Origin of the sequence: Pseudomonas sp. NFACC39-1, assembly GCF_900110355.1 — a bacterium.
Classification (GTDB): Bacteria; Pseudomonadota; Gammaproteobacteria; order Pseudomonadales; family Pseudomonadaceae; genus Aquipseudomonas; species Aquipseudomonas tehranensis.
The window spans coordinates 381,112-406,760 of the sequence record NZ_FODL01000005.1 but is presented as its reverse complement, the minus strand read 5'-3'; the positions used below and the strand labels follow the sequence as shown (position 1 = coordinate 406,760).

23 protein-coding genes are annotated in these 25,649 nt (G+C 61.0%); 16 read left to right on the top strand and 7 right to left on the bottom strand.

Annotation, left to right across the window (positions count from 1 at the left end):
- The first annotated feature begins 157 nt into the window (after positions 1-157).
- The 3 genes from BMY45_RS13720 (at position 158) to BMY45_RS13710 (ending at position 4,102) form a co-directional block, all read left to right on the top strand.
- A complete protein-coding gene (locus BMY45_RS13720) occupies positions 158-667 on the top strand; it encodes a sigma-70 family RNA polymerase sigma factor (RefSeq protein WP_092398382.1) in 510 nt (169 codons plus the stop codon).
- Positions 667-1,611, top strand: coding sequence for a FecR domain-containing protein (locus BMY45_RS13715; RefSeq protein ID WP_092398380.1), 945 nt, complete (start codon positions 667-669; stop codon positions 1,609-1,611). The genes BMY45_RS13720 and BMY45_RS13715 overlap by 1 nt, the downstream gene beginning before the upstream one ends.
- A 67-nt stretch (positions 1,612-1,678) precedes the next feature.
- Positions 1,679-4,102, top strand: a complete 2,424-nt coding sequence (locus tag BMY45_RS13710; RefSeq protein ID WP_092398377.1) for a TonB-dependent receptor — start codon at positions 1,679-1,681, stop codon at positions 4,100-4,102.
- A 33-nt stretch (positions 4,103-4,135) separates the two neighbouring features.
- On the opposite strand, the gene BMY45_RS13705 is transcribed toward BMY45_RS13710, so the two are convergent.
- The 3 genes from BMY45_RS13705 to BMY45_RS13695 form a co-directional block, all read right to left on the bottom strand.
- Complete coding sequence (locus BMY45_RS13705; protein WP_092398375.1) at positions 4,136-4,537, bottom strand: hypothetical protein; 402 nt, start codon at positions 4,535-4,537, stop codon at positions 4,136-4,138.
- Between the two features lie 274 nt (positions 4,538-4,811).
- A complete protein-coding gene (locus BMY45_RS13700; protein ID WP_092398373.1) occupies positions 4,812-5,291 on the bottom strand; it encodes a nuclear transport factor 2 family protein in 480 nt (159 codons plus the stop codon).
- Positions 5,292-5,346: 55 nt separating this feature from the next.
- Positions 5,347-5,916, bottom strand: coding sequence for a TetR/AcrR family transcriptional regulator (locus BMY45_RS13695; protein WP_092398371.1), 570 nt, complete (start codon positions 5,914-5,916; stop codon positions 5,347-5,349).
- Between the two features lie 122 nt (positions 5,917-6,038).
- Here BMY45_RS13695 and pssA point away from each other — a divergent pair, with 122 nt between their 5' ends.
- The 7 genes from pssA to BMY45_RS13660 all read left to right on the top strand — a co-directional run bounded on the left by pssA (position 6,039) and on the right by BMY45_RS13660 (position 14,319).
- On the top strand, positions 6,039-7,382 hold the full coding sequence (gene pssA / locus BMY45_RS13690; protein ID WP_092398369.1) for a CDP-diacylglycerol--serine O-phosphatidyltransferase: 1,344 nt from the start codon (positions 6,039-6,041) through the stop codon (positions 7,380-7,382).
- Positions 7,383-7,393: 11 nt separating this feature from the next.
- The gene (locus tag BMY45_RS13685; protein WP_092398602.1) at positions 7,394-8,410 is read left to right on the top strand and encodes an AraC family transcriptional regulator; all 1,017 of its coding nucleotides are present in this window, start codon (positions 7,394-7,396) and stop codon (positions 8,408-8,410) included.
- A 233-nt stretch (positions 8,411-8,643) separates the two neighbouring features.
- Positions 8,644-10,308 (top strand): AMP-binding protein, encoded by a 1,665-nt coding sequence (locus BMY45_RS13680; protein WP_092398367.1) that lies wholly within the window; start codon positions 8,644-8,646, stop codon positions 10,306-10,308.
- A gap of 16 nt (positions 10,309-10,324) precedes the next feature.
- Complete coding sequence (locus BMY45_RS13675) at positions 10,325-11,086, top strand: SDR family NAD(P)-dependent oxidoreductase (RefSeq protein ID WP_092398365.1); 762 nt, start codon at positions 10,325-10,327, stop codon at positions 11,084-11,086.
- An 11-nt stretch (positions 11,087-11,097) separates the two neighbouring features.
- The gene (locus tag BMY45_RS13670) at positions 11,098-12,285 is read left to right on the top strand and encodes an acetyl-CoA C-acyltransferase (protein WP_092398363.1); all 1,188 of its coding nucleotides are present in this window, start codon (positions 11,098-11,100) and stop codon (positions 12,283-12,285) included.
- 9 nt (positions 12,286-12,294) lie between these two features.
- Positions 12,295-13,422: an acyl-CoA dehydrogenase gene (locus BMY45_RS13665; protein WP_092398361.1), complete on the top strand. Its 1,128-nt coding sequence runs from the start codon at positions 12,295-12,297 to the stop codon at positions 13,420-13,422.
- Between the two features lie 123 nt (positions 13,423-13,545).
- Positions 13,546-14,319, top strand: a complete 774-nt coding sequence (locus BMY45_RS13660; protein WP_092398359.1) for an enoyl-CoA hydratase — start codon at positions 13,546-13,548, stop codon at positions 14,317-14,319.
- A gap of 661 nt (positions 14,320-14,980) precedes the next feature.
- On the opposite strand, the gene BMY45_RS13650 is transcribed toward BMY45_RS13660, so the two are convergent.
- From BMY45_RS13650 to BMY45_RS13635, 4 genes are all read right to left on the bottom strand, one after another.
- The gene (locus BMY45_RS13650) at positions 14,981-16,132 is read right to left on the bottom strand and encodes an acyl-CoA dehydrogenase family protein (protein ID WP_092398355.1); all 1,152 of its coding nucleotides are present in this window, start codon (positions 16,130-16,132) and stop codon (positions 14,981-14,983) included.
- A 3-nt stretch (positions 16,133-16,135) separates the two neighbouring features.
- Positions 16,136-17,242, bottom strand: coding sequence for an enoyl-CoA hydratase/isomerase family protein (locus tag BMY45_RS13645; RefSeq protein ID WP_092398353.1), 1,107 nt, complete (start codon positions 17,240-17,242; stop codon positions 16,136-16,138).
- A 134-nt stretch (positions 17,243-17,376) separates the two neighbouring features.
- Positions 17,377-18,084, bottom strand: coding sequence for an HPP family protein (locus tag BMY45_RS13640; protein WP_092398351.1), 708 nt, complete (start codon positions 18,082-18,084; stop codon positions 17,377-17,379).
- Between the two features lie 172 nt (positions 18,085-18,256).
- The gene (locus BMY45_RS13635; protein ID WP_092398349.1) at positions 18,257-19,636 is read right to left on the bottom strand and encodes a UDP-glucose dehydrogenase family protein; all 1,380 of its coding nucleotides are present in this window, start codon (positions 19,634-19,636) and stop codon (positions 18,257-18,259) included.
- A gap of 315 nt (positions 19,637-19,951) precedes the next feature.
- Between BMY45_RS13635 and BMY45_RS13630 the strand changes: the two genes are divergently transcribed.
- From BMY45_RS13630 to BMY45_RS28180, 6 genes are read left to right on the top strand one after another with little or no spacing between them, the layout of a single operon-like run.
- The gene (locus BMY45_RS13630) at positions 19,952-20,584 is read left to right on the top strand and encodes a hypothetical protein (RefSeq protein WP_143071644.1); all 633 of its coding nucleotides are present in this window, start codon (positions 19,952-19,954) and stop codon (positions 20,582-20,584) included.
- Between the two features lie 23 nt (positions 20,585-20,607).
- Complete coding sequence (locus BMY45_RS13625; protein ID WP_177193349.1) at positions 20,608-21,126, top strand: DUF4123 domain-containing protein; 519 nt, start codon at positions 20,608-20,610, stop codon at positions 21,124-21,126.
- Positions 21,127-21,175: 49 nt separating this feature from the next.
- A complete protein-coding gene (locus BMY45_RS13620; protein ID WP_143071643.1) occupies positions 21,176-21,952 on the top strand; it encodes a GNAT family N-acetyltransferase in 777 nt (258 codons plus the stop codon).
- A gap of 11 nt (positions 21,953-21,963) precedes the next feature.
- Positions 21,964-22,374 carry a hypothetical protein gene (locus BMY45_RS13615; RefSeq protein WP_092398341.1) on the top strand — a complete coding sequence of 137 codons (411 nt, stop codon included), beginning with the start codon at positions 21,964-21,966 and terminating at the stop codon, positions 22,372-22,374.
- Positions 22,375-22,396: 22 nt separating this feature from the next.
- Entirely contained in the window at positions 22,397-23,425 is a 1,029-nt protein-coding gene (locus BMY45_RS13610) for a carboxypeptidase-like regulatory domain-containing protein (RefSeq protein WP_092398339.1), read from the top strand.
- A gap of 15 nt (positions 23,426-23,440) precedes the next feature.
- Positions 23,441-25,543, top strand: a complete 2,103-nt coding sequence (locus BMY45_RS28180) for a hypothetical protein (RefSeq protein ID WP_177193348.1) — start codon at positions 23,441-23,443, stop codon at positions 25,541-25,543.
- Positions 25,544-25,649 lie beyond the last annotated feature (106 nt).

Sequence of the window (25,649 nt, the reverse complement as noted above, 5' to 3'; positions counted from 1 at the left end):
CGGGTGCCCGCAGGTGGGCACCCGTTTGGCGGTGCGGGCAAACATTGATAGGCCAGCGTGCATTTAACAGAGCGGTCGATAAAGAAGTTGGATTCGTGCGGGAACATTAATTAGAATCACTCTCATTTAATCGATCTCTTGCACAAGGCTTCTTGACATGTCTGATGCAGCTACGCCAACGGAGCGTTCCTTGCACGCGCTGTACCGAGACCACGGTGGCTGGCTGGAAGGCTGGTTGAGACGACGCATGGGCAACGCCTGGGATGCTGCGGATCTGCGCCAGGATACGTTCCTGCGCGTACTGTCCAGCGCTCAGCCATTGGCCGATCTGCACGAACCACGCGCTTATCTGCTGACAGTCGGCAAGCGCCTGCTGAGCAACTTTTACGCTCGCCGCAATCTGGAGCAGGCCTACCTCGACGCCTTGGCGAGCTTGCCCGAAGCGTGCGCACCCTCACCGGAGCAGCGTTGGCTGCTGCTGGAAACGTTGCAAGCCCTGGATGAATTGCTCGATGGCCTGCCGGCTCTGGTGCGGCGGGCTTTTTTGTGGAGCCAGCTCGAAGGCCTGGGCTACCGAGAGATCGCCGAGCGCATGCAGGTGTCGGAGCGCACCATCAAGCGCTACATGGCCCAGGCTTATGAGCATTGCCTGTTGGTGGACTTTTGATGCGCCAGGCCCCTTCGCCTGAAGCTCGTGAAGTCGCTCGGGCGGCGGCTCGCTGGCTGGCCATGATGGAGTCTGGCGGGGATGACTTCGATTGCGCCGCGCTGCAACGCTGGCGCGACAGCAGCGCCCAGCACGAGGCGGCCTGGCAAAAAGCCCAGCGATTGCGCCAGCGTTTCGCCGGGGTGCCGCCATCGTTGGGCCTGGCGACCCTGGATCGCCCGGCATTGCCCCGTCGGGCGGTGCTCAAGCGCGCGCTCGGCGTTGCCGCCTTGGTGCCCACGGCCTGGTGGCTGGGGCGAGAGCTGCCGCTGGAGGTCTGGCGCGCCGACCTGCACACAGCCACGGGCGAACAGCGGCGCTGGTCGCTGGCCGACGGCAGCGCCTTGCAGTTGAACACCGACAGCGCCCTGGACCTGGACCTCAAGGCTCGACGCCTGGTGCTGGTGCAAGGGGAGATGGCCCTCAACGTCCCGGGGGCTGCGCCATTGGCCATTCAGGCACCGTTCGGCCTGATCTCCGTCAGCCGTAGCGAGGTCTGCGTACGTCTGAGTGAGCGCAGTTGCCGGGTGTCGGTCCTCAGTGGTTCGGTGCAACTGCGACCGCTGCGCGGGCCAATGCTGACGCTCAAGGAAGGCGAGCAGGTCAACCTCTTGGCCTCGGGCGCGGGACCTGTGGGGGCGTTCGACGTAGCGCAGTTGGGTTGGCGTGACGGTGTGCTTGTGGCGCAGAACCAGCCGCTGGGGGATTTTCTCCGTGAACTGGGCCGTTATCGCTCAGGTTTATTGCGTTGGGACCCCGTCCTGGAGTCGCTGCGGGTGACCGGCAGCTTCCGTCTGGAAAACACCGATCGCATCCTCGCGTTGCTCTCGGCCAGCCTGCCGGTGCACGTGCAAATGCGCACCCGATACTGGGTCACATTGACGCTTCGCAAAAATACTGTCTGACGCCTGTCCCCTTTTTTTGTCTCGCTTGTCATTCAAGGCAACTGAACAAAAATGAGAGCTCCCCCCAATGTCCGCAGTCGTACCTTTGCGTTTTCGCCCGGCCTTTGCCGACCGGCGTGCGCTGTTGAACCTGAGCCTCGTGCTAAGCCTGAGCGCCAGTCCATTGTTCATGTCCTCCAGCCAGGCCGAAGAAGCTGCTCGACGCAGCTATCAGGTGCCGGCCGGCAGCCTCAGCGCCGCGCTGACCCGGTTCGCCGGCCTGGCGGGTGTCAACCTGTCGGTCGACCCGACCCTGGTGAGCGGGCGTAACAGCGCCGGTCTGTCGGGTGAGTATGCCGTGGAGGAGGGCTTTGCCCGACTGTTGCAGGGCTCGGGTCTGCAACTGCAGCCAGTGGGCGAGCAGGCTTACATCCTGACTCCGGCCCCGGAAGGCAGCAGCTTGCAACTGGCTCCCACCTCGATCATGGGGGCCACGAGCCTGGCGCAGGGCGAACCCTATGCCGGTGGCCAGGTTGCGCGCCGCGGCTCGCAAGGCTTGCTCGGGTCGCGGGATTTCATGGAAACCCCGTTCAGCATGACCACCTATACCAGCGAAGTGGTCAAGAACCAGCAGGCTCGTACCCTGGGCGACCTGATCGCCAGCGACCCTTCGGTTCGCGCCACCAATCCGGCGGGCGGGCGTTTCGAGCAGTTCACCATTCGTGGTTTCAGTCTGTTCAACAGTGATGTCGCCTACAACGGCCTCTACGGCATCCTGCCGACCTATTCGATCGACATGGAGATGGCCGACCGCGTCGACATCATCAAGGGCCCGACCCAGCTCATCAACGGCGTCTCGCCACGTGGCAGCGTGGGGGGCGGGATCAATGTGGTGCCCAAGCGGGCCACCGACAAACCCATCACTTCGTTCACGGGCAGCTACGCCTCCAACAACCAGCTCGGCGGGGCCGTGGATGTCGCCCGGCGTTTTGGTGAAGACAACAAGTTCGGCGTTCGTTTCAACGGCGTGAAGCAGTCCGGCGACACCGAATGGGATCACCAGAGTGTCGACCGCGACATGGCCGTGCTGGGCCTGGATTTTCGTGGCGAGCGTTTGCGCCTCTCGACGGACATCGGGCGCACCGAGCGCGATACCGACGCGCCGCAGGAGCGCGTACTGGTAGGTGCCAACGCACAGGTCCCGCATGCCAGCGATGTGCGCCGCAACTACGCTCAGCGCTGGAGCAAGGCACGTACCCAGGACACTTTCGGTACAGTCAATGCCGAATACGATGTCAACGATTCGGTGATGCTGTACGGCGGCGCAGGGGCGCGTAAAAGTGATCATGACTTCCTGCGCCATAACGTTTCGGTCAGCAACGACGCGGGCGATTTCAGCGTTCAACCCCGCGACTTTACCCGGGATGAAAATGTCCGCACGGCCACGGCCGGAGTGCGCAACTGGTTCCATACCGGCCCGGTGAGCCATGAGATCAATCTGGCCGCCAGCTATTTCTACATGGACTTCACCAATGGCGGCGCGCGTTATGCTTCGTCTCCGAGCAACCTGTATGACCCGGTGCAAACGCCGACGCCGGGAGACCCCACGCGCCAGGACAACAAGGTCTATACCGAAAACCGCTCCACGGGCGTGGCGTTGTCCGACACCCTGGGTTTCTTCGATGATCGACTGCTGCTGACCCTGGGCACCCGCTGGCAGCGGATCAAGGTTGACGACTGGACGAATAACGTCAAAGGCGCCACCGCGTACGACGAGGAGAAGATGTCGCCGTCGGGCGGGATCCTGTTCAAGGCCACCGATAAGCTGTCGCTGTATGCCAACTACATGGAAGGCTTGAGCCAGGGCAAGATCGCGCCATCGACCTCGGTCAACGAGGACGAAATATTCCCGCCGTTCATCAGTCGTCAGGTCGAGGTCGGTGCCAAATATGACGCGGGTGCGCTCGCCGTCACCGCCGCCGTTTTCCGGATCAAGCAGCCTGCCTATGCGACCGACGCCACGACCCGTGTTTTCGGTCCGAACGGCAAACGTGAGAACACCGGGGTTGAGTTGAACATGTTTGGTGAGCCGCTCAAGGGGTTGCGTTTGCTCGGCGGGGTCATGTACATCGACAGCGAGTTGACCGACACCACCAATGGCACCTTTGATGGCAATCGGGCGCCGGCCACGCCCAAATACAACCTCAACCTGGGCGCCGAGTGGGATGTGCCGACTGTGCAGGGCCTGACCCTGACCAGCCGCGCCATCCACTCCAGCGCCCAGTACCTGGACCAGTCCAACACCAAGGAAATCGATTCCTGGGAGCGTTTGGATGTGGGCGCGCGCTACGCGTTCAAGGTGGACCAGAAGAACATCACGCTGCGTGCCAATGTCGAAAACGTCGCGGACAAGCGCTACTGGAGTTCCGCCGGCGCCTCGGATGACAGTGAGGCAGGCTTGACGCTGGCAACGCCGCGCACTTACCTGCTTTCGGCCACCGTGGACTTCTAGGCCGGTGTGCAGCTTCAGGGATGAAGCTGTTTTTCAGGCGTCACGGAACAGGTCGTGGGCATCGAGCAGTCGCCAGGCGATTTCGGGACGTTTTTCCAACCCGCGTCGAATGGCGGTGGGGATCGACTGGCGAATCTTGCGGCACAGGCCGGGCTGCGCCTGGAACTCGATGGCGATGCCGCGCATGGTGCGCACTTCGTTGTAGCCCGGTTCGACGGTCAGGCGGATTCCGAGGTTCTCGTACATACGCTGCTGCAACCGTTGGAGTTCGTCCAGGCTCTGGATATTTTCCAGCCGTTCGAGCAGGCGTTTTTCTTCCTGGCGGTTAAAGCAAAGGATGCGCAGGTCACTGCCCGGGGTTTGCAGCAACACATCACGCCCGCAGTCACAGACACCAGGCGGGCAGGGGGGACGGATTGGAATCGACGCAGTCATGGGCTCCACAGGTCAGCAACAATCGAACCGCCCCTGAATGTCTCGGCGGTCCAGGCAATGTGATGCCTGACGGCATGCCGGTCAACCCTGGTGAGTGGCCGCTTGTCTAGCGCCGTTGCGAGCGGGCGCTGGGCCGAGCCCCGCAGCACCCATGTAGGAGCGGGCTTGCTCGCGAAAGCGGTGCTTCAGCGGGTAGTAATGCTGGATGAGCAACCGTCTTCGCGAGCAAGCCCGCTCCCACAAGGTTTCTGTTGCCTATACAAATGCTGTGGGCTTACAGCCCCAGGTCAGACAGCCCCGGATGATCATCCGGCCGGCGCCCCAGCGGCCAATGGAATTTGCGTTCGCTTTCCTTGATCGGCATGTCGTTGATGCAGGCGTAGCGGTTGGACATCAACCCTTGCTCGTCAAACTCCCAGTTTTCATTGCCGTAGGAACGGAACCAGTTGCCCGAATCGTCGTGCCATTCGTAGGCGTAGCGTACGGCGATACGGTTGCCGGTGAAGGCCCACAGTTCCTTGATCAGCCGGTAGTCCAGTTCCTTGGCCCATTTGCGGGTCAAAAATGCCTTGGCCTCTTCGCGGCTATGGGCGAATTCGGCACGGTTGCGCCATTGAGTGTCCAGCGTATAGGCCAGGGACACCCGTTGCGGGTCGCGGGAGTTCCAGCCGTCTTCGGCCAGGCGGACTTTTTCAATGGCCGATTCACGGGTGAACGGCGGCAGCGGCGGACGAACTTCAGCAGTGGATGACATGGCAGATCTCCAGTGAGTGATTGAGCAAGTGGCACAGCGGTTTACAGGAAACAGGTTATTCAGTGTCGGCCAATAAAGACGTGAGTATGTTTTGGGCCTGGTCGGCTGCGCTGTGATCGCCCATGACCAGTGCGACGGTAATGGCGCCATCGATCAGGATCAGTAACTGTCGGGCCAAGGCGTCCGGGCGCTCGACGCCTTGTTCTGTGCATAGCCGGGTTACATAATCGAGCAACTTCTGTTTATGCAGTTTGGCGACCTGGCGGACCGGGTTCTGTGGGTCGCCGGTTTCGCCACTGGTGTTGATGAATGCACAGCCGCGGAAGCCTTCGCTGTCGAACCAGGCTTTGAGCACGGTAAACAGGTTGAGCAGCCGAGCGCGCGGAGTAGGGGCCTTGTCGACCTCACTGCTGAACCAGTGCATCCAGCGCTCGTCACGCCGCTGGAGGGCGGCCACGATCAGATCGTCCTTATTGGTAAAGTAGCGATAGATACTTTTCCTGGAGACGCCGGCGGTTTTCACCAGTAGGTCCATGCCGGTGGCCGCGATGCCACTTTTATAGATCAACTTTTCGGCGACATCGAGAATAATGTCTCGGGTCTCATTGCTATTGATTTCGTTCATGGCGCCAAGAGTAGAACGATCGTTCTCCTTGGTCAAATTGTTTTTTCATGACGCCCTGAAGACCCGAACCCATCGATGGTGTAAGCTCAACCATTCTTCGGATTCGACCTTTTGCGAGCCCTATGCCGTCGCTTTTCAAACGCCCCTTGCTGCCTAAGCTACGCAGCTTTGCACTGACCGCCGATGCCGTGACCATCCTCGATGGCGCAGCCCAGTTCCGCCGTTGCCTGCTGGAGAAAATCGCCCAGGCCACCCAGCGCATCTACATCGTCGCCCTGTACCTGCAAGAGGACGAGGCCGGGCAGGAAATCCTCGATGCCTTGCACGCCGCCAAGGCCAAGCGTCCGGAACTGGACGTGGTCGTGGTGGTGGACTGGCTGCGAGCCCAGCGCGGGCTGATTGGTGCCAAGAAGCAGCCGGGCAATTCGGCGTGGTATCAGGAGCAGACCCGCACTCACGCCAGCGAAGTGCCGATCTACGGTGTGCCGGTGCAGACCCGCGAGTTGTTCGGCGTGCTGCACCTCAAAGGTTTCGTGATCGACGACTGTGTGCTTTACAGCGGCGCCAGCCTCAATAACGTCTACCTGCACAAGTTCGACAAATACCGCTACGACCGCTACCACCTGTTGCGAAATGAGGCGCTGGCCGATTCGATGCAGCACCTGATACAGCATGGTTTGATTGCTTCCAGCGCTGTGCATCGTCTGGATTTGCCGAACCTGCCCAGCACTCGCAGCCTGCGCAAGGACATCGGCGATCTGCGCAGCCGGCTCAAGTACGCAGCGTATGACACGCAGGCCGGCAGCCTCGACAGGAGCGGCCTGTCGGTGAGCCCGTTGCTGGGCGTGGGCAAGAACAATCCGTTGAGCCGGGTGATCGGTGAATTGATTGCCAGCAGCCGCCGGCAACTGACCATCTGCACGCCGTATTTCAATCTGCCCCTGGGGGTGACCCGGGAGATCAATCGCGCGCTGGCTCGCGGGGTCAAGATCGACATTATCGTCGGCGACAAAACCGCCAATGACTTCTACATGCCGCCCAGCGAGCCGTTCAAGATCATCGCCGCGCTGCCCTATCTCTACGAAATCAGCCTGCGACGCTTCGCCAAGCGGCATCAGCGCTACATTGACAGCGGCCAGTTGAACCTGCACCTGTGGCGTGACGGCGACAACACCTATCACCTCAAGGGCATGTGGATCGACGAGCGCTATACGTTGTTGACCGGCAATAACCTCAACCCGCGAGCGTTTCGCCTGGACCTGGAAAACGCGTTGTTGCTGGATGACCCCAAGGGCGAGCTACTGGGGCCACGCCAGGCCGAGCTTGAGCAGATTTACCAGCACACCCGGCGCATCGATCGATACCTGGACCTGGAAACCCTGCCGGACTATCCCGCCGCAGTCGCCAGGTTTCTGAAACGGGTCAGCCGGGTGCGGATAGAGCGGCTGCTTTACCGGATCCTGTGAAAGCCCGTGCCATGTCGGAAAAAGACACCATCTCCATCCAGTTGGTGCGTGAGGCGCTGCTGCAAAGCTGCGCCCCTGGGCCGGCCACCGATGAAGTGCTGAGCAAGGTCGGTATCGATCCAGGATTGCTCGACACCCCCCAGGCGAGGGTCCCGGCTCACGCCTATGCGCGGCTCTGGCGTTTGTTGGCCAGGCGCCTGGATGACGAGTTTTTCGGCATGGATGGGCGCAAACTCAAGTCGGGCAGCCTGGCCTTTCTTTGCCAATGCGCCATGGCCCAGCCGACGTTGGCGGGCGGGTTGACCGCGGGGCTTGGGTTCCTCTCGCTGATGTTCGAACAGTTGCCGGCTCAGTGGAGCCGCCAGCAGAGCCTGGCGGAGATCGTCCTGCTGGAGGACGATCAGGACCCGCGCCGGGCCTTCACCTATTTCACCTACTGGATGATTGTTCATGGCGTGGCCTGCTGGCTGGCCGGGCGGCGTATTCCGATTCTTTCCATTGAGTTGCGTTGCCCGGAACCGGATTTCTGCGACGACTATCGTGTGATGTTCTCGCGAAACCTGCGCTTTGACCGGCCCCGCACCCGGATGATCTTCGCCGCCGAATGCCTGGACCTGCCCATCCGACGCAGCACCGAGGAACTCCACCGCTTTCTGGCCCAGGCACCGGCCAACATCCTGGTCAAGTATCGCGACCCGCAAAGCCTTGCCAGCCGCATCCGGCACGACCTGCGCCAGTTACCGCCCGAGCAGTGGCCGGAGACCGAGGCTCTGGCCCAGCAATTGTGTGTTTCGGCCTCGACCCTGCGCCGCCGCTTGGCGGAGGAGGGCCAGACGTATCAAGGGCTCAAGGACAGTGTGCGCAAGGAGTTGGCCATCAACTGGCTAGCCGAACCTTCCATCAGCTTCGTGGAAATCGCCGCGCGCCTGGGGTTTGCCGATGCCAGTTCTTTTTACAAGGCGTTTCGCAAGTGGTCCGGGTCCAATCCGGGGCATTATCGCAGCCTGATCCTCAACGATCCTGGCTGATCCGGCATGTGGGTTGGCTGGGTTGACGCTATCGCGGGCAAGCCTTGCTCCCACATAGAGGTCGCATTGCCCCGGTGGGAGCGAGCCTCTCAGACTCCAGATCACCCAACCATGGCCAAACCAGTCAAGCAACTTGATAGCTTTGACCATTGCCGCCCAAGCCCTTCGGCGCGAGTATTTCGCTGCTGTTTACGGTTCCCCCAACCAATAAAAAGTACAGAGGGATTCTGGTCATGCGCGATTACTCGTCCGCCACGTCACAGTTCGATTACCTGCACACCGTCAATACCGCACTGCACGGCTCGCTCGAGGCGCTGAACGCCTGTGTCGAGTGTTGCGACCGGCATGCGTTGCCGGGGCGCATTGCCTTGTTCTGGGAGGGCCGTGACGGCAGCGATGCGACCTGGACTTACCGTGACCTGCAGGATAACGCCGCGCGGTTTGCCAATTTCCTCCTTGCCCAAGGCGTGGGCAAGGGTGACAAGGTGGCCGGCCTGCTGCCGCGCACCGCTGAACTGCTGATCGTGGTACTCGCCACCTGGCGCATCGGCGCGGTGTATCAGCCGCTGTTCACTGCATTCGGCCCCAAGGCCATCGAACATCGCCTGGGCAGCTCAGGCGCGCGTGTTGTGGTCACCGACGCGGTCAATCGCCCCAAACTCAACGATGTTGCCGATTGCCCCACAGTGGTCACCGTCGGCGGCGCAAAAGGCCAGGGCATCGTTCGCGGCGATTACAGTTTCTGGGCAGAAGTGGCGAACCATGCAAACCACTGCGAACCGGTGATGCTCAGTGGCGAAGACCCGTTCCTGCTGATGTTTACCTCCGGCACCACCGGGCCGGCCAAGGCGCTGTCGGTGCCGCTCAAGGCCATCGTCGCATTCCAGAACTACATGCGTGACGCCGTGGACCTGCGTCCCGAAGACGCCTTCTGGAACGTCGCTGACCCGGGCTGGGCCTACGGCATCTACTTCGGTGTGACTGGCCCTCTGGCAATGGGGCATCCCATCACGTTCTACGATGGGCCGTTCACCCTGGAAAGCACTTGCCGAGTCATCAACAAGTACGGCATCACCAACCTCGCCGGTTCACCCACCGCCTATCGTTTGCTAATCGCTGGGGGCGAGCAGTTCGCCCGCTCGATCAAGGGCACGCTGCGCGTGGTCAGCAGCGCCGGCGAGCCGCTGAACCCGGAGGTCATCCGCTGGTTTGCCAACAACCTGAACGTGGTGATCCACGATCATTACGGCCAGACCGAACTGGGCATGGTGCTGTGCAATCACCACGGGTTGGAGCATCCGGTGCACATGGGCGCGGCCGGTTTCGCCTCGCCGGGCCACCGGATCGTGGTGCTGGATGAAAATAACCGTGAATTGGGCGTGGGTCAGCCGGGCATTCTCGCCGTCGACCGCAGCCAGTCACCGATGTGCTGGTTCGCTGGTTATGAGGGCGGGCCCACCAAGGCGTTCGTCGGCGATTATTACCTGAGCGGCGACACCGTTGAGTTCAACCCCGATGGCAGTATCAGCTTCGTCGGCCGCAGCGACGACGTGATCACCACTTCCGGCTATCGCGTCGGCCCGTTCGACGTGGAAAGCGCATTGATCGAACACCCGGCCGTGGTCGAGGCTGCGGTGGTCGGCAAGCCCGATCCCGAGCGCACCGAACTGGTGAAAGCCTTCGTGGTGCTCGGGGCCCAGTACCGCGCCGCGCCGGAGCTGGCCGAAGAGCTGCGCCAGCACGTGCGTAAGCGCCTCGCCGCTCATGCCTATCCCCGTGAAATCGAATTTGTCAGTGATTTGCCGAAAACCCCAAGCGGCAAATTGCAGCGCTTTATCTTGCGCAATCAGGAAGTCGCCAAGGCCCAAGAAGCCGCGGCGCATAACGTTTCAGCTTGAATCCAAGGAAACCATGATGCAGATCGACAACAAGATTTTCCTCGTCAGCGGTGGCGCGTCCGGCCTCGGCGCGGCCACCGGCGAGATGCTGGTCAAGGCCGGCGCCAAGGTGATGCTGGTGGATCTCAATGCCGAAGCCGTGGCTGCCCAGGCGCAAAAGCTTGGGTGCCAGAGCGTGGTGGCGGATATCAGTGACGAGGCGGCTGCGGCTGCGGCGGTCAAGGCCACCGTGGATGCGTTCGGCGGCCTCAACGGCCTGGTGAACTGCGCCGGCATCGTGCGCGGCGAAAAGATCCTCGGCAAGAACGGCCCACACGCGCTGGCCAGCTTCAGTCAGGTGATCAACGTCAACCTGATCGGCAGCTTCAATTTGCTGCGTCTGGCCGCCGCCGCCATCAGTGAAACCGAGGCCGATGCTGACGGTGAACGTGGTGTGATCATCAACACCGCGTCGGTGGCGGCCTTCGACGGCCAGATCGGCCAGGCTGCCTACGCGGCCTCCAAAGGCGCCATCGCCAGCCTGACCCTGCCGGCCGCCCGGGAACTGGCGCGCTTCGGCATCCGTGTGATGACCATCGCCCCAGGTATTTTCGAAACCCCGATGATGGCCGGCATGACGCCTGAAGTACGCGACTCCCTGGCCGCCGGCGTGCCGTTTCCACCGCGCCTGGGCAAACCGGCCGAGTACGCGGCGCTGGTCAGGCATATCATTGAAAACACCATGCTCAACGGTGAGGTGATCCGTCTCGACGGCGCCTTGCGTATGGCTGCCAAGTAGGAGCAACTGTCATGTCCCATGATCCGATTGTTATCGTCAGCGCCGTCCGCACCCCCATGGGCGGCTTTCAAGGTGAACTGAAAAGCCTCAGCGCCCCGCAACTGGGAGCCGCTGCCATTAAAGCTGCCGTGGAGCGGGCCGGTATTGCGCCTGATGCGGTGGAAGAAGTGCTGTTTGGCTGTGTGCTCGCGGCAGGCCAGGGCCAGGCCCCGGCGCGCCAGGCCGCGCTGGGGGCTGGGCTCGACAAGTCGACCCGCTGCACCACGCTCAACAAGATGTGTGGTTCGGGCATGGAAGCGGCAATTCTCGCCCATGACATGCTGATCGCCGGCAGCGCCGAGGTGGTCGTGGCTGGCGGCATGGAAAGCATGTCCAACGCGCCATATCTGCTCGACCGCGCCCGCAGCGGTTTGCGCATGGGCCACGGCAAGGTGCTCGACCATATGTTCCTCGATGGCCTGGAAGATGCCTACGACAAGGGCCGCCTGATGGGCACCTTTGCCGAAGATTGCGCTGAAGCCAACGGTTTCAGTCGCCAAGCCCAGGATGACTTCGCCATCGCCTCCACCACCCGCGCCCAACAGGCGATCAAGGACGGAAGTTTCGACGCCGAGATCGTGCCGTTGCAGGTCATGGTCGGCAAGGAACAGGTCACCGTGCGCCACGATGAGCAGCCGCCCAAGGCCCGCCTGGACAAGATCGCCTCGCTCAAACCGGCGTTCCGCGAGGGCGGAACGGTGACCGCAGCCAATGCCAGTTCCATCTCTGACGGTGCCGCAGCCCTGGTCCTGATGCGCCAGAGCCAGGCCCGGGAGCGAGGTTTGAAGCCGTTGGCGGTGATTCACGGCCACGCCGCGTTTGCCGACACGCCGAGCCTGTTCCCCACCGCCCCCATCGGCGCGGTGAAGAAACTGATGGACAAAACCGGTTGGTCGCTCGACGACGTGGAGCTGTTTGAAATCAACGAGGCTTTCGCGGTAGTGGCGTTGGCGACCATGGGCGCGCTGGAGATCCCCCATGACAAGGTCAACGTCCATGGCGGCGCCTGCGCGTTGGGCCACCCCATCGGTGCGTCGGGCGCGCGGATCCTGGTGACGCTGCTTTCGGCCCTGCGCCAGAAAGGCCTCAAGCGTGGCGTCGCGGCCATCTGCATCGGTGGCGGCGAAGCCACGGCCATGGCCGTTGAATGCCTGTATTAAGGAATCGACATGCTCCCGACTGAAGAACAGACGCAAATCAGCGACATGGCCCGAGACTTCGCCCAGGAACGCTTGAAACCGTTCGCCGCCGAGTGGGACCGTGAGCACCGCTTCCCGAAAGAAGCCATCGGCGAGATGGCCGAGCTGGGGTTCTTCGGCATGCTCGTGCCGGAACAGTGGGGCGGTTGCGACACCGGTTACCTGGCCTACGCCATGACCCTGGAAGAAATCGCCGCCGGCGACGGTGCGTGCTCGACGATCATGAGCGTGCACAATTCGGTGGGCTGTGTGCCGATTCTCAAGTATGGCAACGACGAGCAGAAAGAACGTTTCCTCAAGCCGCTGGCCAGCGGCGCGATGCTGGGCGCCTTTGCCTTGACCGAGCCCCAGGCCGGTTCCGACGCCAGCGGTCTGAAGACCCGCGCCAAGCTCAATGGCGACCACTACGTGCTCAATGGCTGCAAGCAGTTCATCACCTCCGGGCAGAACGCCGGGGTGGTGATTGTGTTTGCGGTGACCGATCCGAGCGCCGGCAAGCGCGGCATCAGTGCGTTCATCGTGCCCACCGATTCGCCGGGCTACAGCGTGGCGCGGGTCGAAGACAAGCTTGGTCAGCACGCTTCCGACACCTGCCAGATCCTGTTCGAGGATGTGCGTGTTCCGGTGGGCAACCGCTTGGGGGAGGAGGGCGAGGGTTACAAGATCGCTCTGGCAAACCTGGAAGGCGGGCGGGTCGGCATTGCGGCGCAGTCGGTGGGCATGGCCCGCGCGGCGTTCGAAGCGGCCCGCGATTATGCTCGCGAGCGGCAAAGTTTCGGCAAACCGATCATCGAGCACCAGGCCGTGGCGTTCCGCCTGGCGGACATGGCCACCCAGATCGCCGTAGCGCGGCAAATGGTGCATTACGCCGCTGCTTTGCGCGACAACGGCCAGCCGGCGTTGGTGCAAGCGTCCATGGCCAAGCTGTTCGCCTCGGAAATGGCCGAAAAAGTCTGCTCCATGGCGTTGCAAACCCTGGGCGGTTACGGTTACCTCAACGACTTCCCGCTGGAGCGCATCTACCGCGACGTTCGGGTCTGCCAGATCTACGAAGGCACCAGCGACATTCAGCGCATGGTCATTTCGCGCAATCTTTGAACAGCGCTTTCGTAGGCGCTGCCCAAGACTGCGATCTTTTGATTCAGGTCTTTTAAAAGATCGCAGCCTTCGGCAGCTCCTACGGGGGTCGATAAATATACAAATGCTTAACAGGAGTCCTGCATGAGCTACGAAACGATTTTATTGGAGATCAAGGACCGCGTTGGCCTGATCACCCTCAACCGTCCCCAGGCGTTGAACGCCTTGAACGCGCAGATCGTCAGCGAGCTGAACCAGGCGCTGGATACGCTGGAGGCTGATCCGAAGATTGGTTGCATCGTGCTGACTGGCTCGAAAAAAGCCTTTGCCGCCGGTGCCGACATCAAAGAGATGGCAGAGCTGACCTATCCGCAGATTTACCTCGATGACCTGTTTAGCGACAGCGACCGAGTGGCCAACCGGCGCAAGCCGATCATCGCGGCGGTGAACGGGTTTGCCTTGGGCGGTGGTTGCGAACTGGCGTTGATGTGCGACTTTATCCTGGCCGGTGACAATGCCAAGTTCGGCCAGCCGGAAATCAACCTTGGGGTGCTACCGGGCATGGGTGGCACCCAGCGGCTGACTCGCGCAGTGGGCAAGGCCAAGGCCATGGAAATGTGCCTGACCGGCCGTTTTATCGATGCAGTGGAAGCCGAGCGTTGCGGTATCGTCGCGCGCATCGTGCCGGCCGATGAGTTGCTCGACGACGCGCTGAAAACCGCCGCTCTGATTGCCTCCAAGTCAGTGCCCATCAGCATGATGGTCAAGGAGAGCGTCAACCGCGCCTTTGAAGTCAGCCTGTCCGAAGGTGTGCGTTTCGAGCGCCGGGTCTTTCATGCGGCATTTGCCACGCATGATCAGAAGGAAGGCATGGCGGCGTTCGTGGCCAAGCGCGCGGCGGAGTTTCAGGACAAGTAATGCGGCGTCCTGACTGACGCCATCGCGAGCAGGCTCGCTCCCACAGGGTCCATTGGTGTACGCAGTATTGACGTACGCCACCGAAACCCTGTGGGAGCGGGCTTGCCCGCGAATACGCCGACACATCCAGCATAGGAGTGACTGACCCACCGCTTTCGCGAGCAAGCCCGCTCCCACACTGGATCTCGGGTGTACGCAGCATTTGCGTTCGCCACCGGACCCTGTGGGAGCGGGCTTGCCCGCGAAGACGCCGGCACATCCAGCATAAGAAGTGACTGACCCACCGCTTTCGCGAGCAGGCTCGCTCCCACACTGGATCTCGGGTGTATGCAGCATTTGCGTTCGCCACCGGACCTTGTGGGAGCGGGCTTGCCCGCGAAGACGCCGGCACACCCAGCGTAGAGGTGACTCATCCACCGCTTTCGCGAGCAAGCCCGCTCCCACACTGGATCTCGGGTGTACGCAGCATTGACGTACGCCACCGAAACCCTGTGGGAGTGGGCTTGCCCGCGAAGACGCCGGCACATCCAGCATAAGAAGTGACTGATCCACCGCTTTCGCGAGCAAGCCCGCTCCCACACTGGATCTCGGGTGTACGCAGCATTTGCGTTCGCCACCGGACCTTGTGGGAGCGAGCCTGCTCGCGATGCTTTTGCAGCCATCACACCAGGTAGTGTTTCAACTCCCGGGCGATGACCATTCGCTGGATCTCGCTCGACCCTTCATAGATCTGGGTAATCCGCGCATCGCGGTAGTAGCGCTCCACCGGATAGTCCTCTAGATAGCCGTACCCGCCATGAATCTGTATCGCCGAGGAACAGACCTTCTCGGCCATTTCCGAGGCGAACAGCTTGGCCTGGGAGGCCTCCGACAGGCATGGTTTGCCGGCGCTGCGCAGGCGGGCGGCATGGAGGATCAGCAGGCGGGCGGCGTTCAGCCGGGTGTGCATGTCGGCCAGCAGGTTGGCGATGCTCTGGTGTTCGATGATCGGCTTGTCGAACTGCACCCGGTCCCGCGAGTAAGCCAGGGCCGCTTCAAACGCCGCACGGGCGATGCCCAGGGCCTGCGCCGCAATGCCGATGCGGCCGCCTTCGAGGTTGGACAAGGCGATTGCCAGGCCTTTGCCTCGTGCTCCCAACAGGTTTGCTTCGGGGACGCTGCAGTTGCTCAAGGTGACGGCGCAGGTGTCCGAGGCGCGAATGCCCATCTTGTGTTCGGTGCGATCGACGATGAACCCCGGCGTATCGGTGGGCACCAGAAACGCGGAAATGCCTTTCTTGCCGAGCTCCGGGTCCGTCACCGCAAAGACAATCGCCAGCTTCGCGCGCTTGCCGTTGCTGACGAATTGCTTGGCGCCATTGATGACCCATTGGCCGTCCCGCAGTTCGGCGCGGGTGCGCAGGTTGTGGGCTTCGGACCCGGCCTGGGGTTCGGTGAGGCAGAAGCAGCCAATGGACTGGCCGCTGGCCAGATCGGCCAACCAAGTCTGCTTCTGCTCTTCAGTGCCGTAATTGAGGACCGGCCCGCAACCCACCGAGTTGTGAATGCTCATCAGCGCCCCGGTGGCGCCATCGCCCGCGGAGATTTCTTCCACCGCGAGGGCATAGGCCACGTAATCGACGTAGGTGCCGCCCCATTCCTCGGGCACTACCATGCCCAGCAGACCCAGTTCACCCATCTTCGCCACCAGGGCGTCGTCGATCCAGCCGGCTTTTTCCCAGGCCTGGGCATGAGGGGCGATCTCGCCGCGGGCAAAATCCCGGGCCATGTCGCGGATCATCACTTGCTCTTCGGTCAGCTCAAGGTCGTGCATGGTTCAGTTCCCGTGGTCGTCGAAGCCGTCGAAGAAACTCGCCACGTGGCGCTTGTCCAGCGCCTCCAGGGTCGGCGGGTTCCAGCGCGGGTTCTTGTCTTTGTCGATGAGCAAGGCGCGCACGCCTTCGATCAGGTCGCCGCGCTCGAACCATTGGCGGTCCAGATGCAGTTCCAGGGCAAAACAGTCTTCCAGGCTCAGATGCCGGCCGCGACGTAGCATTTCCAGGGTCACGGCCATGGCCAGGGGCGAGCGGGTCTCCAGCAGGTCGGCGGTTTTCAGCGCCCACTCATGGCTGTTGGCGACGGTGACCTGACGCAACTGCTCCACCATGCTTGGCACGTCCGCAAGGGCAAAGAAGTGATCGATGGCCGGACGCAGGTCGGCCAGAGGCGGGGCAGGCAACTGCTGCATGCCGAGTTTCGCCAGCAGGCCTTGCAGATCTTTGAGGGGGGCGTCGTGCCATTCCAGGCGGTCGAGGCGCTCATCGAGCCGATCGAGCTTGTCGCTGTCCAGATACCAATCGGCCAGCCCGCAATACAGCGCGTCGGCAGCACCGATCTGTACGCCACTGACCCCCAGGTAGATGCCCAGTTCGCCAGAAATGCGCGGCAGGAAATAGCTGCCCCCGACGTCGGGGAAGTACCCGATGGCGACTTCCGGCATGCCCAGGCGGCTACGTTCGGTCACCACCCGCAGGTCGGCGCCTTGTGCCAAGCCCATGCCGCCGCCCAGGACGAAACCATCCATCAAGGCGAGGATCGGTTTGCGATAGTGATGAATCGTCAGGTCGAGGGCGTATTCCTCGACGAAGAAGTCTTGGTGCAGGTTGTCGCCCTGCTTGTGGCTGTCATACAGCGAGCGGATATCGCCGCCGGCGCAAAACGCCTTGTCACCGGCACCGCGCAGTACCACGGCGCGGATCTGTGGGTCCAGAGCCCAGGTATCGAGCTGTTGCTGCAAGCTGCGCACCATGCCCAGCGTCAGGGCGTTGAGACCGGCGGGGCGGTTCAGGGTCAAGTGGCCGATGTGGTTGCGCACTTCGACCAGCACTTCATGAGCCACGGCTTCGATGGGTCCCGAGGCTTGTGATGAAACCTGAGCTGTCATCGCTAACTCCCTGCTTTTATTGTTCTTTATGAATTGTGTCGCGCGTACCCGGTCAGGATCGTACCAGTGCAAATTTGCCTTGCACAACCGGGATACGTGCAGGTCCTGTCTGCATATTTATAGCAGCCACAGGTTCAGCCGCGACCCGAGAGCACTTGCGTGATGCTGCGACGCCTGGCATTGCGTTCGCTGGCGTGGATCAATTGCTCGAGATCTTCGGGGGTTACGTCAAAGAATGCTTCCATTTGCTCAAGAGCGAGCTTCAAGTCCTCAGCCGTAATGGCCTGACTGTCGACGGGGGACTGGTCGGCGGGAATGACGGGCGTCGGCTCGCTGGCTCGCTTGGGATAGCGCACGCGCGTCAGATTGTTGTAGGCCAATGCACTCAAGAGCAGGGTGGAACCGGCCAGCATGGCGGCGCCGACGGCCTGCCAGTCCAAGGCGATGATCGACGGATCGGCCAATACCATCGTCGCTGCCAGGGCGCCCGCCGGAGGGTGCAGGCAGCGCAACCAGCACATCAACACCAGCGCCATGCCGGCCGCCAGGCAGGCGCTCCCCAGGGTGCGGCCCAGGACATGGGCCACCAGCAATGCCAGCACCGAGGCGCACAGGTAACCGCCGAAGATCGACCAGGGCTGGGCGAGGGCACCCGAAGAAACGGCAAACAACAGCACGGCCGAGGCGCCGAGCGGGCCAATCAGGTGTTGCGCCACTTCAAGGCCGAAGACCTGGCCACACAGCCACACACTGAACATCGTCCCCAGCGCCATGCCGATGGCGGCCCGGCTCCATTCGGTGGGGCGGGTATTGATAGCAGCGGGGAACCAGCGCGAAAGCATTCAGCGAAAATCCAAAAAACGAACAAAAAAAGGGGCTTACGGGAGAATCCCTGAAAGCCCTTTAAGTGTTCCAACAGTTGGGGGAGGAACGATGCACAGTGTGCCGTTCGCGGCCCTTGCTTACAAATTCATATTAATGCTGTTTTAGTGCACTTATTTTGAAGTAAAGGAATCATGCGCTTTTGGACGCGTGAAACCAGGTTTGCTGAGCAATCGGCAGGTTGCACGATTGCCCACGCCCTATGGGGAAATAGGTAAAGCCCTTGTCTGCCATGCGGTCCGGGTCATACAGGTTACGGCCATCGAAAATCACCGCAGCCTTGAGTCGTTGCTGGATCAGATCGAAATCCGGCGCCTTGAACGGTTGCCATTCAGTGCAGATCACCAGTGCATCGGCCCCCGGCAAAACCGATTCCGGCGTGCCCATCAACATCAGCTTCGATTCGTCGGGATAAAGTTGCTGGGTCTGCTGCATGGCCTCCGGGTCAAAGGCGCGGACACTGGCGCCGGCACCCCACAACGCCTCCAGAAGGGTACGACTCGGCGCGTCGCGCATGTCGTCGGTGTTGGGCTTGAAGGCCAAGCCCCACACTGCAAACGTTCTACCGCGCAAATCGCCTTGGTAGAACGCCTGGATGCGTTCGAACAGCTTGTGTTTCTGCCGTTGGTTGATGGTTTCCACTGCTTGCAACAGATCGCTTGAGCAGTGGGCTTGCTCGGCCGTGTGGATCAGCGCACGCATGTCCTTGGGAAAACACGAGCCACCGTAGCCGCAGCCTGGGTAAATGAAGTGATAACCGATGCGCGAGTCCGCACCGATACCCAGGCGCACGGATTCGATGTCAGCACCCAGGTGTTCCGCCAGCTCCGCGATCTGGTTGATGAAGCTGATCTTCGTCGCCAGCATGCCATTGGCCGCGTATTTGGTCAGCTCGGCGCTGCGCAGGTCCATGAACAGAATCCGGTCATGGTTGCGATTGAAGGGCGCATACAAGTCGCGCATGGTGTCGCGCACCTCATCGCGTTCGCAGCCGATCACGATGCGATCCGGGCGGCGACAATCGGCCACCGCCGAGCCTTCCTTGAGAAACTCGGGGTTGGACACGATATCGAACTGCAACAAACGGCCGGCCTTGAGCAGGCATTTGTCGATGTGCGCCCGCAAGGCATCGCCGGTGCCCACCGGTACGGTCGACTTCTCCACGACAAGGACTGGTTGTTCGCGGTAACGAGCGACCGCCTCACCGACGGCCAGAACCTGACTCAAATCGGCCGAGCCATCTTCCCTGGAAGGTGTACCCACGGCGATGAACAGCACCTGGCCGTGCTGCACGGCAAGCTGGTCATCGTGGGTGAAATGCAGGCGTCCTGCCTCCAGCCCCTCACGCACCAGCGCGGCCAGACCGGGTTCGAAGATACTCACCTGGCCCTGGCGCAGGCTTTCGACTTTCTGTTCGTCTATGTCCATGCACACCACGTCATGGCCCACCTCGGCCAACACGGCCGCTTGCACCAATCCCACGTAACCACTACCGAATACACTGATTTTCATGGCGGACTCCCTGGATCATTTCCGAACGGGCAGGCACGTACAACCCGCACATCGCCGCAATGCGCGCATCTGCAGAATAAGTCGGGGATATTTCAGTTCGCTGACAGGCTGCAACCGCGTGGGAGGTAGCGCTTCGAGCCGGTATCCGGCAGGCAGCCCTGTGACGAACTCCGGGCCCGCTCGTCCTGCACCGGCGCGTGGGCGGGCGCCGATGCAAGTCCGGTCACTTTCATTACAGCGGAATTTAGTTCTGGAGCAGCTTGAGCGATGCTGCTATACAAAGTTTGCGGGTGCTCAACGCACAATGTCCTCCACATGGCACGTGTCGAGGCGTTCTGGCGGGCCGATAGCGAAAGATCTGGAAGGGAAGAGAAACAGGGATCAGTTCATTTCCGTCAAAGGGATTGTCAGACGATGCGGTTGTGTTTATTCAGCGGGTTGGACCGCATCGAAGTGGGTGAGCGAGGCAGTTTTGGTGACAGGCAGCCCGAATCAAATAGGGGCCGCGAAAGCTACGATGGTCTTGCAGTCAAGCTGAGCCTGCATGAGAGCTGGCAGGCGGAAAGCTTTGTTCGTCGGTATTTGCGCGGTGCTGGTCATATACACCGGCTACGCGCTTTATTATCCAGCCAGGTTTCCCTGATCCAGCTTCTGGGTGATGAAGAGGTTCTGCGACAGGTTGCAAACCACCTCCAGAACGGGAATTTATGTGCCTATTTTTATAAGCACGAGCCGACGAAGCCCATCAGGCTGCCGGGGGTGGATAGTGTGGTTCGGGGCGCTGAACCCGCAAGAGCCGTGAAGCCGGTGGTAACCAGAGAGCAACTTCAGGTCATCGCCCCAGCCGCAGTTGAGGAAACTCACGCCCAGCAGGACCTTGAGGCGGCCAGGCTTGAGGCGGCGGCGAGGGAAGCAATCCCGCTCCTTGAGGTTTGCCCCACCCCATGAACGCCTGCGCGCTAGACCGACTGATGACCCTGCTGTGGCCAGACGAAGGTGATTATTCTGGCCAACAGGTCTATTGGTTGCTCGACGGAGCGCGCGATCCCCGGATTTCAAAAATGGTTCGTTACGGCGAACTCACATTCTGGTGCTTATACTCCGGCTGGCTGACCCCGCGCCTACGGGCAGCGGCACCCTATCTTGTAAAGCTAACACCTGGGTCGCCCGCGACGATGGCGATGCTTGGCAACGGCTGGGGACGAGCCTGGGGGATATTCATCGTCGCGCCGGCCTCCGTGGATATGTTCCACATACGGTTACATTGTAAAAAACTCCTTCACGTTCAAACACGGGAGGGAAAGCGGCTGGTATTTCGTTATTACGACCCACGGGTGCTGTCGATCTTCCTGCCGACCTGTACCCATGAGGAGTTCACGAAATTTCTCGGGCCGTTGAAGCGACTGCTCGTCGAATCGGAGGAGGGCGCGCGCTGGACATCGTTTGACAGCCAGGCTCAGACCATGCGCGTGTTGTCAGGGGCGTTCTGATCACGTCATCACCCAACAGGACAAGACAGTGGAGGCAGGGACGACCGGCATGAGCACGCAGGCTGAACGGAGCGTCGCGCAAAGGCGGATGCGGCAGGGATTGCGATTGTGGCGGCTGGGCCTTCAGGACCGCGCTGCGGAGTGCTTTGCCACCGCCGCACAACTGGTGCCGGAGAACGCACAATACCGTGTCCAGCAGGGCGAGCTGGCTCGGTGGCGGCAACACTGCCAGCGCCTGATTGGCGGTGACGTGGTGAGTGATCCGACTTTATCGGCGAAGAGCATGTACCTGAGCGTGCTAGGAGTGCAGCACGCGGCCTGGCTCTACGAGGCGCAGCGGCAGGCCGACTTGGCGGCATCGGCAGGGGTACCTCGACTTCATTGCCTGGCGGACGCTCAACGCTATATCCACGAAGCGGGAATGCGCCCCGACGAACTGTTGGCGATAGCAGTTTTCTGCCGCACTTCAGGTTTTGTCGGCTCGATACGCTTGTGCCTCGCTGGACGAGCCGCGCTGATGACCTACTGGATCACGCCCCGACAACAGGGGCATGGCTTTGGCACGGGTGCTTTGGAGCTGACGCGGACGTTGGCGAGTCTTCGCGGCATACAGCATATTTTCGCGGTCACGCAGCCAGCCAACTTTCAGTCGCGGGCCGCACTGGCCAAGGCCGGATTCAACACCATCGCCACCGTACTTGCCATGGATCGCACGCTTGAACTGTGGTGCGCCGGTCCCAGGGAGGATATCGGCAGGCAAGTGTGTGACACAGCGAGCGCGGTGTTCAGGCGCTTTTTCCAAGGAAAAACGTCTGGAGAACCTTGAGGGGGCGTTTTATGTTTTTCATTCGAGACGAGCAACTGTCCGCCTTGGCCACCGTGACTCGACAGGCCTTCGTCGCGTTAGCCTGCGAACATCTGCGGCGGCACTTTCCGGATGTTGATGCTGAACGTGGGGATCTCTGGCCAGGGCGCGTGGAGCGGGCTCTGACGCAGGCGGCCGCGCTGGGGCTTCACAGTGCTCATCTGCAATGGCGTTTTCTTCATCTGTCCGCCGTCACGGACTGGGATTTTATCAAACGACCGCAGCTGCAGTGGGTCATGCAGATTCTCACCGACCCTCGTGTAAGCAGCGCTTCGGACCGCCTGGATCGGGCCTTCGATGAGCTTCGTTATCGCGTCGCCACGCAAGTCGCCAATGAGGCGCTGGTGCAAGGCAGCGTTGACACCCGCCCTGCGCACGAATGACGTTGCGCTTTATTGGAGCTCTATGGACCCACGCCTGCTTGCCCAACTGGATGACGCCGAACGCGCCAGCGACGCCTCGAACCGGCCTGCTGAAACGAGTGGGCCTGTGATGGGCTGTCCCCTGACGTCTTCGCATGCCATTGAAGTCCTGGTGGTGGGCGAGGATGAGCAACCTCTCGTCGATGTCGCGGTGGCACTGCACGACGGGCCGACGCGCGCGCGGTACAGCGTGACAAGACACTCGGGGCAGGTACGATTTGAGGGGCTTTCGCCCGGTAACTTCACGTTGACCTTTCCGGACTGGGACCGTGACGCCTGGATTGCACTTCGTCAGGAGAGCATCGTCCCTTCCATCCAAGGGCCCCTGGCACCCATTACCTGGGAACCGAGGAGGGACGTGGTTACAAATGTAATCGAACACACGGTTCTAGCGGGCGAATGCCTCGCCGACCTGGCGTTCCGGCACGGTTTCGCGTTGCGTACGCTATGGGAAGCACTGCCCAACGTGGCGCTGCGAGAGGCAGGGCGCAGTCCCTATCTGTTGCAGCCCGGTGAGTCAGTGCATATTCCCGAACGTAGGCAGAACTCGATGCTGGCCACGCTGGACACGCGCCATATCGTGAAGCGCAAGGATGTCCCTGAGACGTTTCAGGTGCGATTCCTCGACTGGCGAGGTGAACCCAGGCGAGATTTGCCCTGTATTGTGCGGACCCTCTCGGCCGACGGAAAACCACTGCCCGATCGCCCTGGTCGGCTGGATGGCGATGGCGTATTGAAGCACTCCATTGCCCCGGATGCGGTAACGGTGGAGGTGCTCTTGCAGACTGGGTTTCTCGTCGAGCCCTACGTTTTCCAGCTCGGACACATCGATCCCTCGGACTCGGACAGCGGTTTCGCCGGACGTGCCCAGGCGCTGGGATTCAGCCAACGCCACGACCGCGCACTACAGCCAGAGGAACTCGCCTGGATGTGTCAGGTACTAGGCGAGGAGTCGCTCGATGATCTGAGCGAGGTCTTGAAACGTCGCCTCGCGGCCCTTTATCGCAGCTAAGCGCGGGAGCCCCCTATGGAACTGGCGCCGGTCCCGGACAGACAACGTTATGCACTGCTGATCTCGTTCGGGGCCGCGGTCAACATCGACATCCGCAACGGCGATGGCGCCTATTACAACTGGATGTTGGATTTCTTCCGTTCGGCGAGCAGCTCCCAGGCCGCGTGTGTCAGAGGGTTTCATGCGATGGCCTCGCAAACCGTTACTCAAGGGGAGAACCAGGAGAAATTCAATCAAGTGACGCTGGCGGCCGTGAAAGATCTGATCGAGCATTCACCGGGCGTCCCCGTTGTGGTGGTGAACTGGCATATGAGATTCACCGGTCAGGCAAACGCCCACACGGGCCGTGGTATTCATGAGGGACTGGTGGTAAGCATCAAAGCTCTATGCAAAAAGTCCGGTAAGGAGTGCCGGTTTATCCTGACGGTGCATGAGTTCCGCGGCCAGGGCATGCTTAAAAAACTCAGCCCCCACCTGGACGGCATAATCGCACTGAACCCCACTGTCCGCCTTGAACTTGTCCGTTTGCTGGGAGGCGCCGCCCAGGTGATTCATCTGTCCCAGGTGCCCAACTTCATGCGCACACAGAGTGGCGAGGCCGCGGATGCCTTGCGAAGAGGCCTGGCACTCGGTCCTGAAATATTCCCTCGTTCAGGCGGCGGGGCCTCAAGTTCAAGTTCAAGTTCAAGTTCAAGTTCAAGTTTGAGCATCGGAGGAGGTAGTTCCAGTTCCAGTTCGAGTTCCGAGAGCACGACGAAACTGCCTGCAACGGGATTTGACTACGATGTAGTGATTGGCCACTGGATAGCACGATTGAAAGAAACCACCCGACACGCTCCCCCATCGTCATCGTCATCGTCATCGACAGCTATCAGCCGTTTGCCCCCAAACCCGCATCGCGAACTGAAAGGTATTCTGATTTTCGGGACTATTTGTGGCAGGCATGTCACGGCGGCAACGTTGCGGGCGCTGGCGTTGGCCATTGGAGAAAGGGCCGAAGTATTTGACGATCAGTTCAAGGTCGTGATTGCCGGAAACCCGAAAAACAAGGGGTTGATGGCCTCTTTCAAGTCACTGATTGAAGAAGAAGGATTAACCAATATCTCGATTATCAACGCGATCGACACCCTCGATGGTCTCGCTTGTGTGAAGTATGCAATTTCCTTCGACACGGATGGCTATCGGGATAACGCTTCGGCCATGATCAATGTGATTCGTGCGGGGTTCCTGCTGTTCTCTCGACGGAGTGCGGAGGAGAAAGCATTCTATAGGGGCGTCGCTGTTGCCGAGACAGACGAAGACTTGATCAAGCGAGCCCTCGATATCATTGCGGAGTGTGAGGGGGAGAATGGCGACAATCGGCGTGCTTACTATCTCGCCGCGCAGCAGGGACGCTCCAGGCGAGCGGCGCCCGACAGAGTAGGAGAGGCCCTCGACCAAATCTTCCATGTCATCGCTTTTCCGCGTGCCGTGTTGCCACATCCCCGTGGCGTTCTGGGCACGGTCTTGCCGTCGACCTTGGGTGATGTGGACCCGGATTTCGATGACATGGAGGTATCCAGTATTCCTTGGTTAGACGAGGAGGAAGACCCGGACTTGTCTCCTCTCCCATATCCCTCCCAGGATGATGATTTGGGTGACGGACGCACACGGCAGCAGCGGGAGATGTACTACTACGGATATGACGACGATGACGATGACGATGACGATGACGATGACGACGGGGATTTTGAGGAAGAAGAGGAGGGCGATGACGAGGACAGTATTGCCCCTTCCACGGTACCGGTTCAGCCAGCGCTTCCCGTTGTCTTTGCTTCGAATATCCAAGACGGACATGAAAGCTCTTCTTCCGATAACGATGAAGATCACGATGAAGATGAAGATGAAGAGGAAGAGGAAGAGGATCCCTATTTTTCTCCTCTCTTGTATCCCGCCCAGGATGATGATCTGGGTGACGAACGCACACGGCAGCAGCGGGAGATGTACTACTACGGATATGACGATGACGATGACGATGATGAGGGTGACGAGGACGAGGACGACCTAGACGAAGAGGAGGATGATGAGGGGGACGAGGATGACGAGAACGAGTCGAGGAGGAAGAGAAGGCGAAGGTAAGATCGAAAGTTGTCGCTTGGTAATGGCGGCAGCTGAATTATCCTCTTCATAAGACTGCTTGCTCCTGCCTGGAGAATCCGACGCCAGATCGCTGGCATCGGGTTTT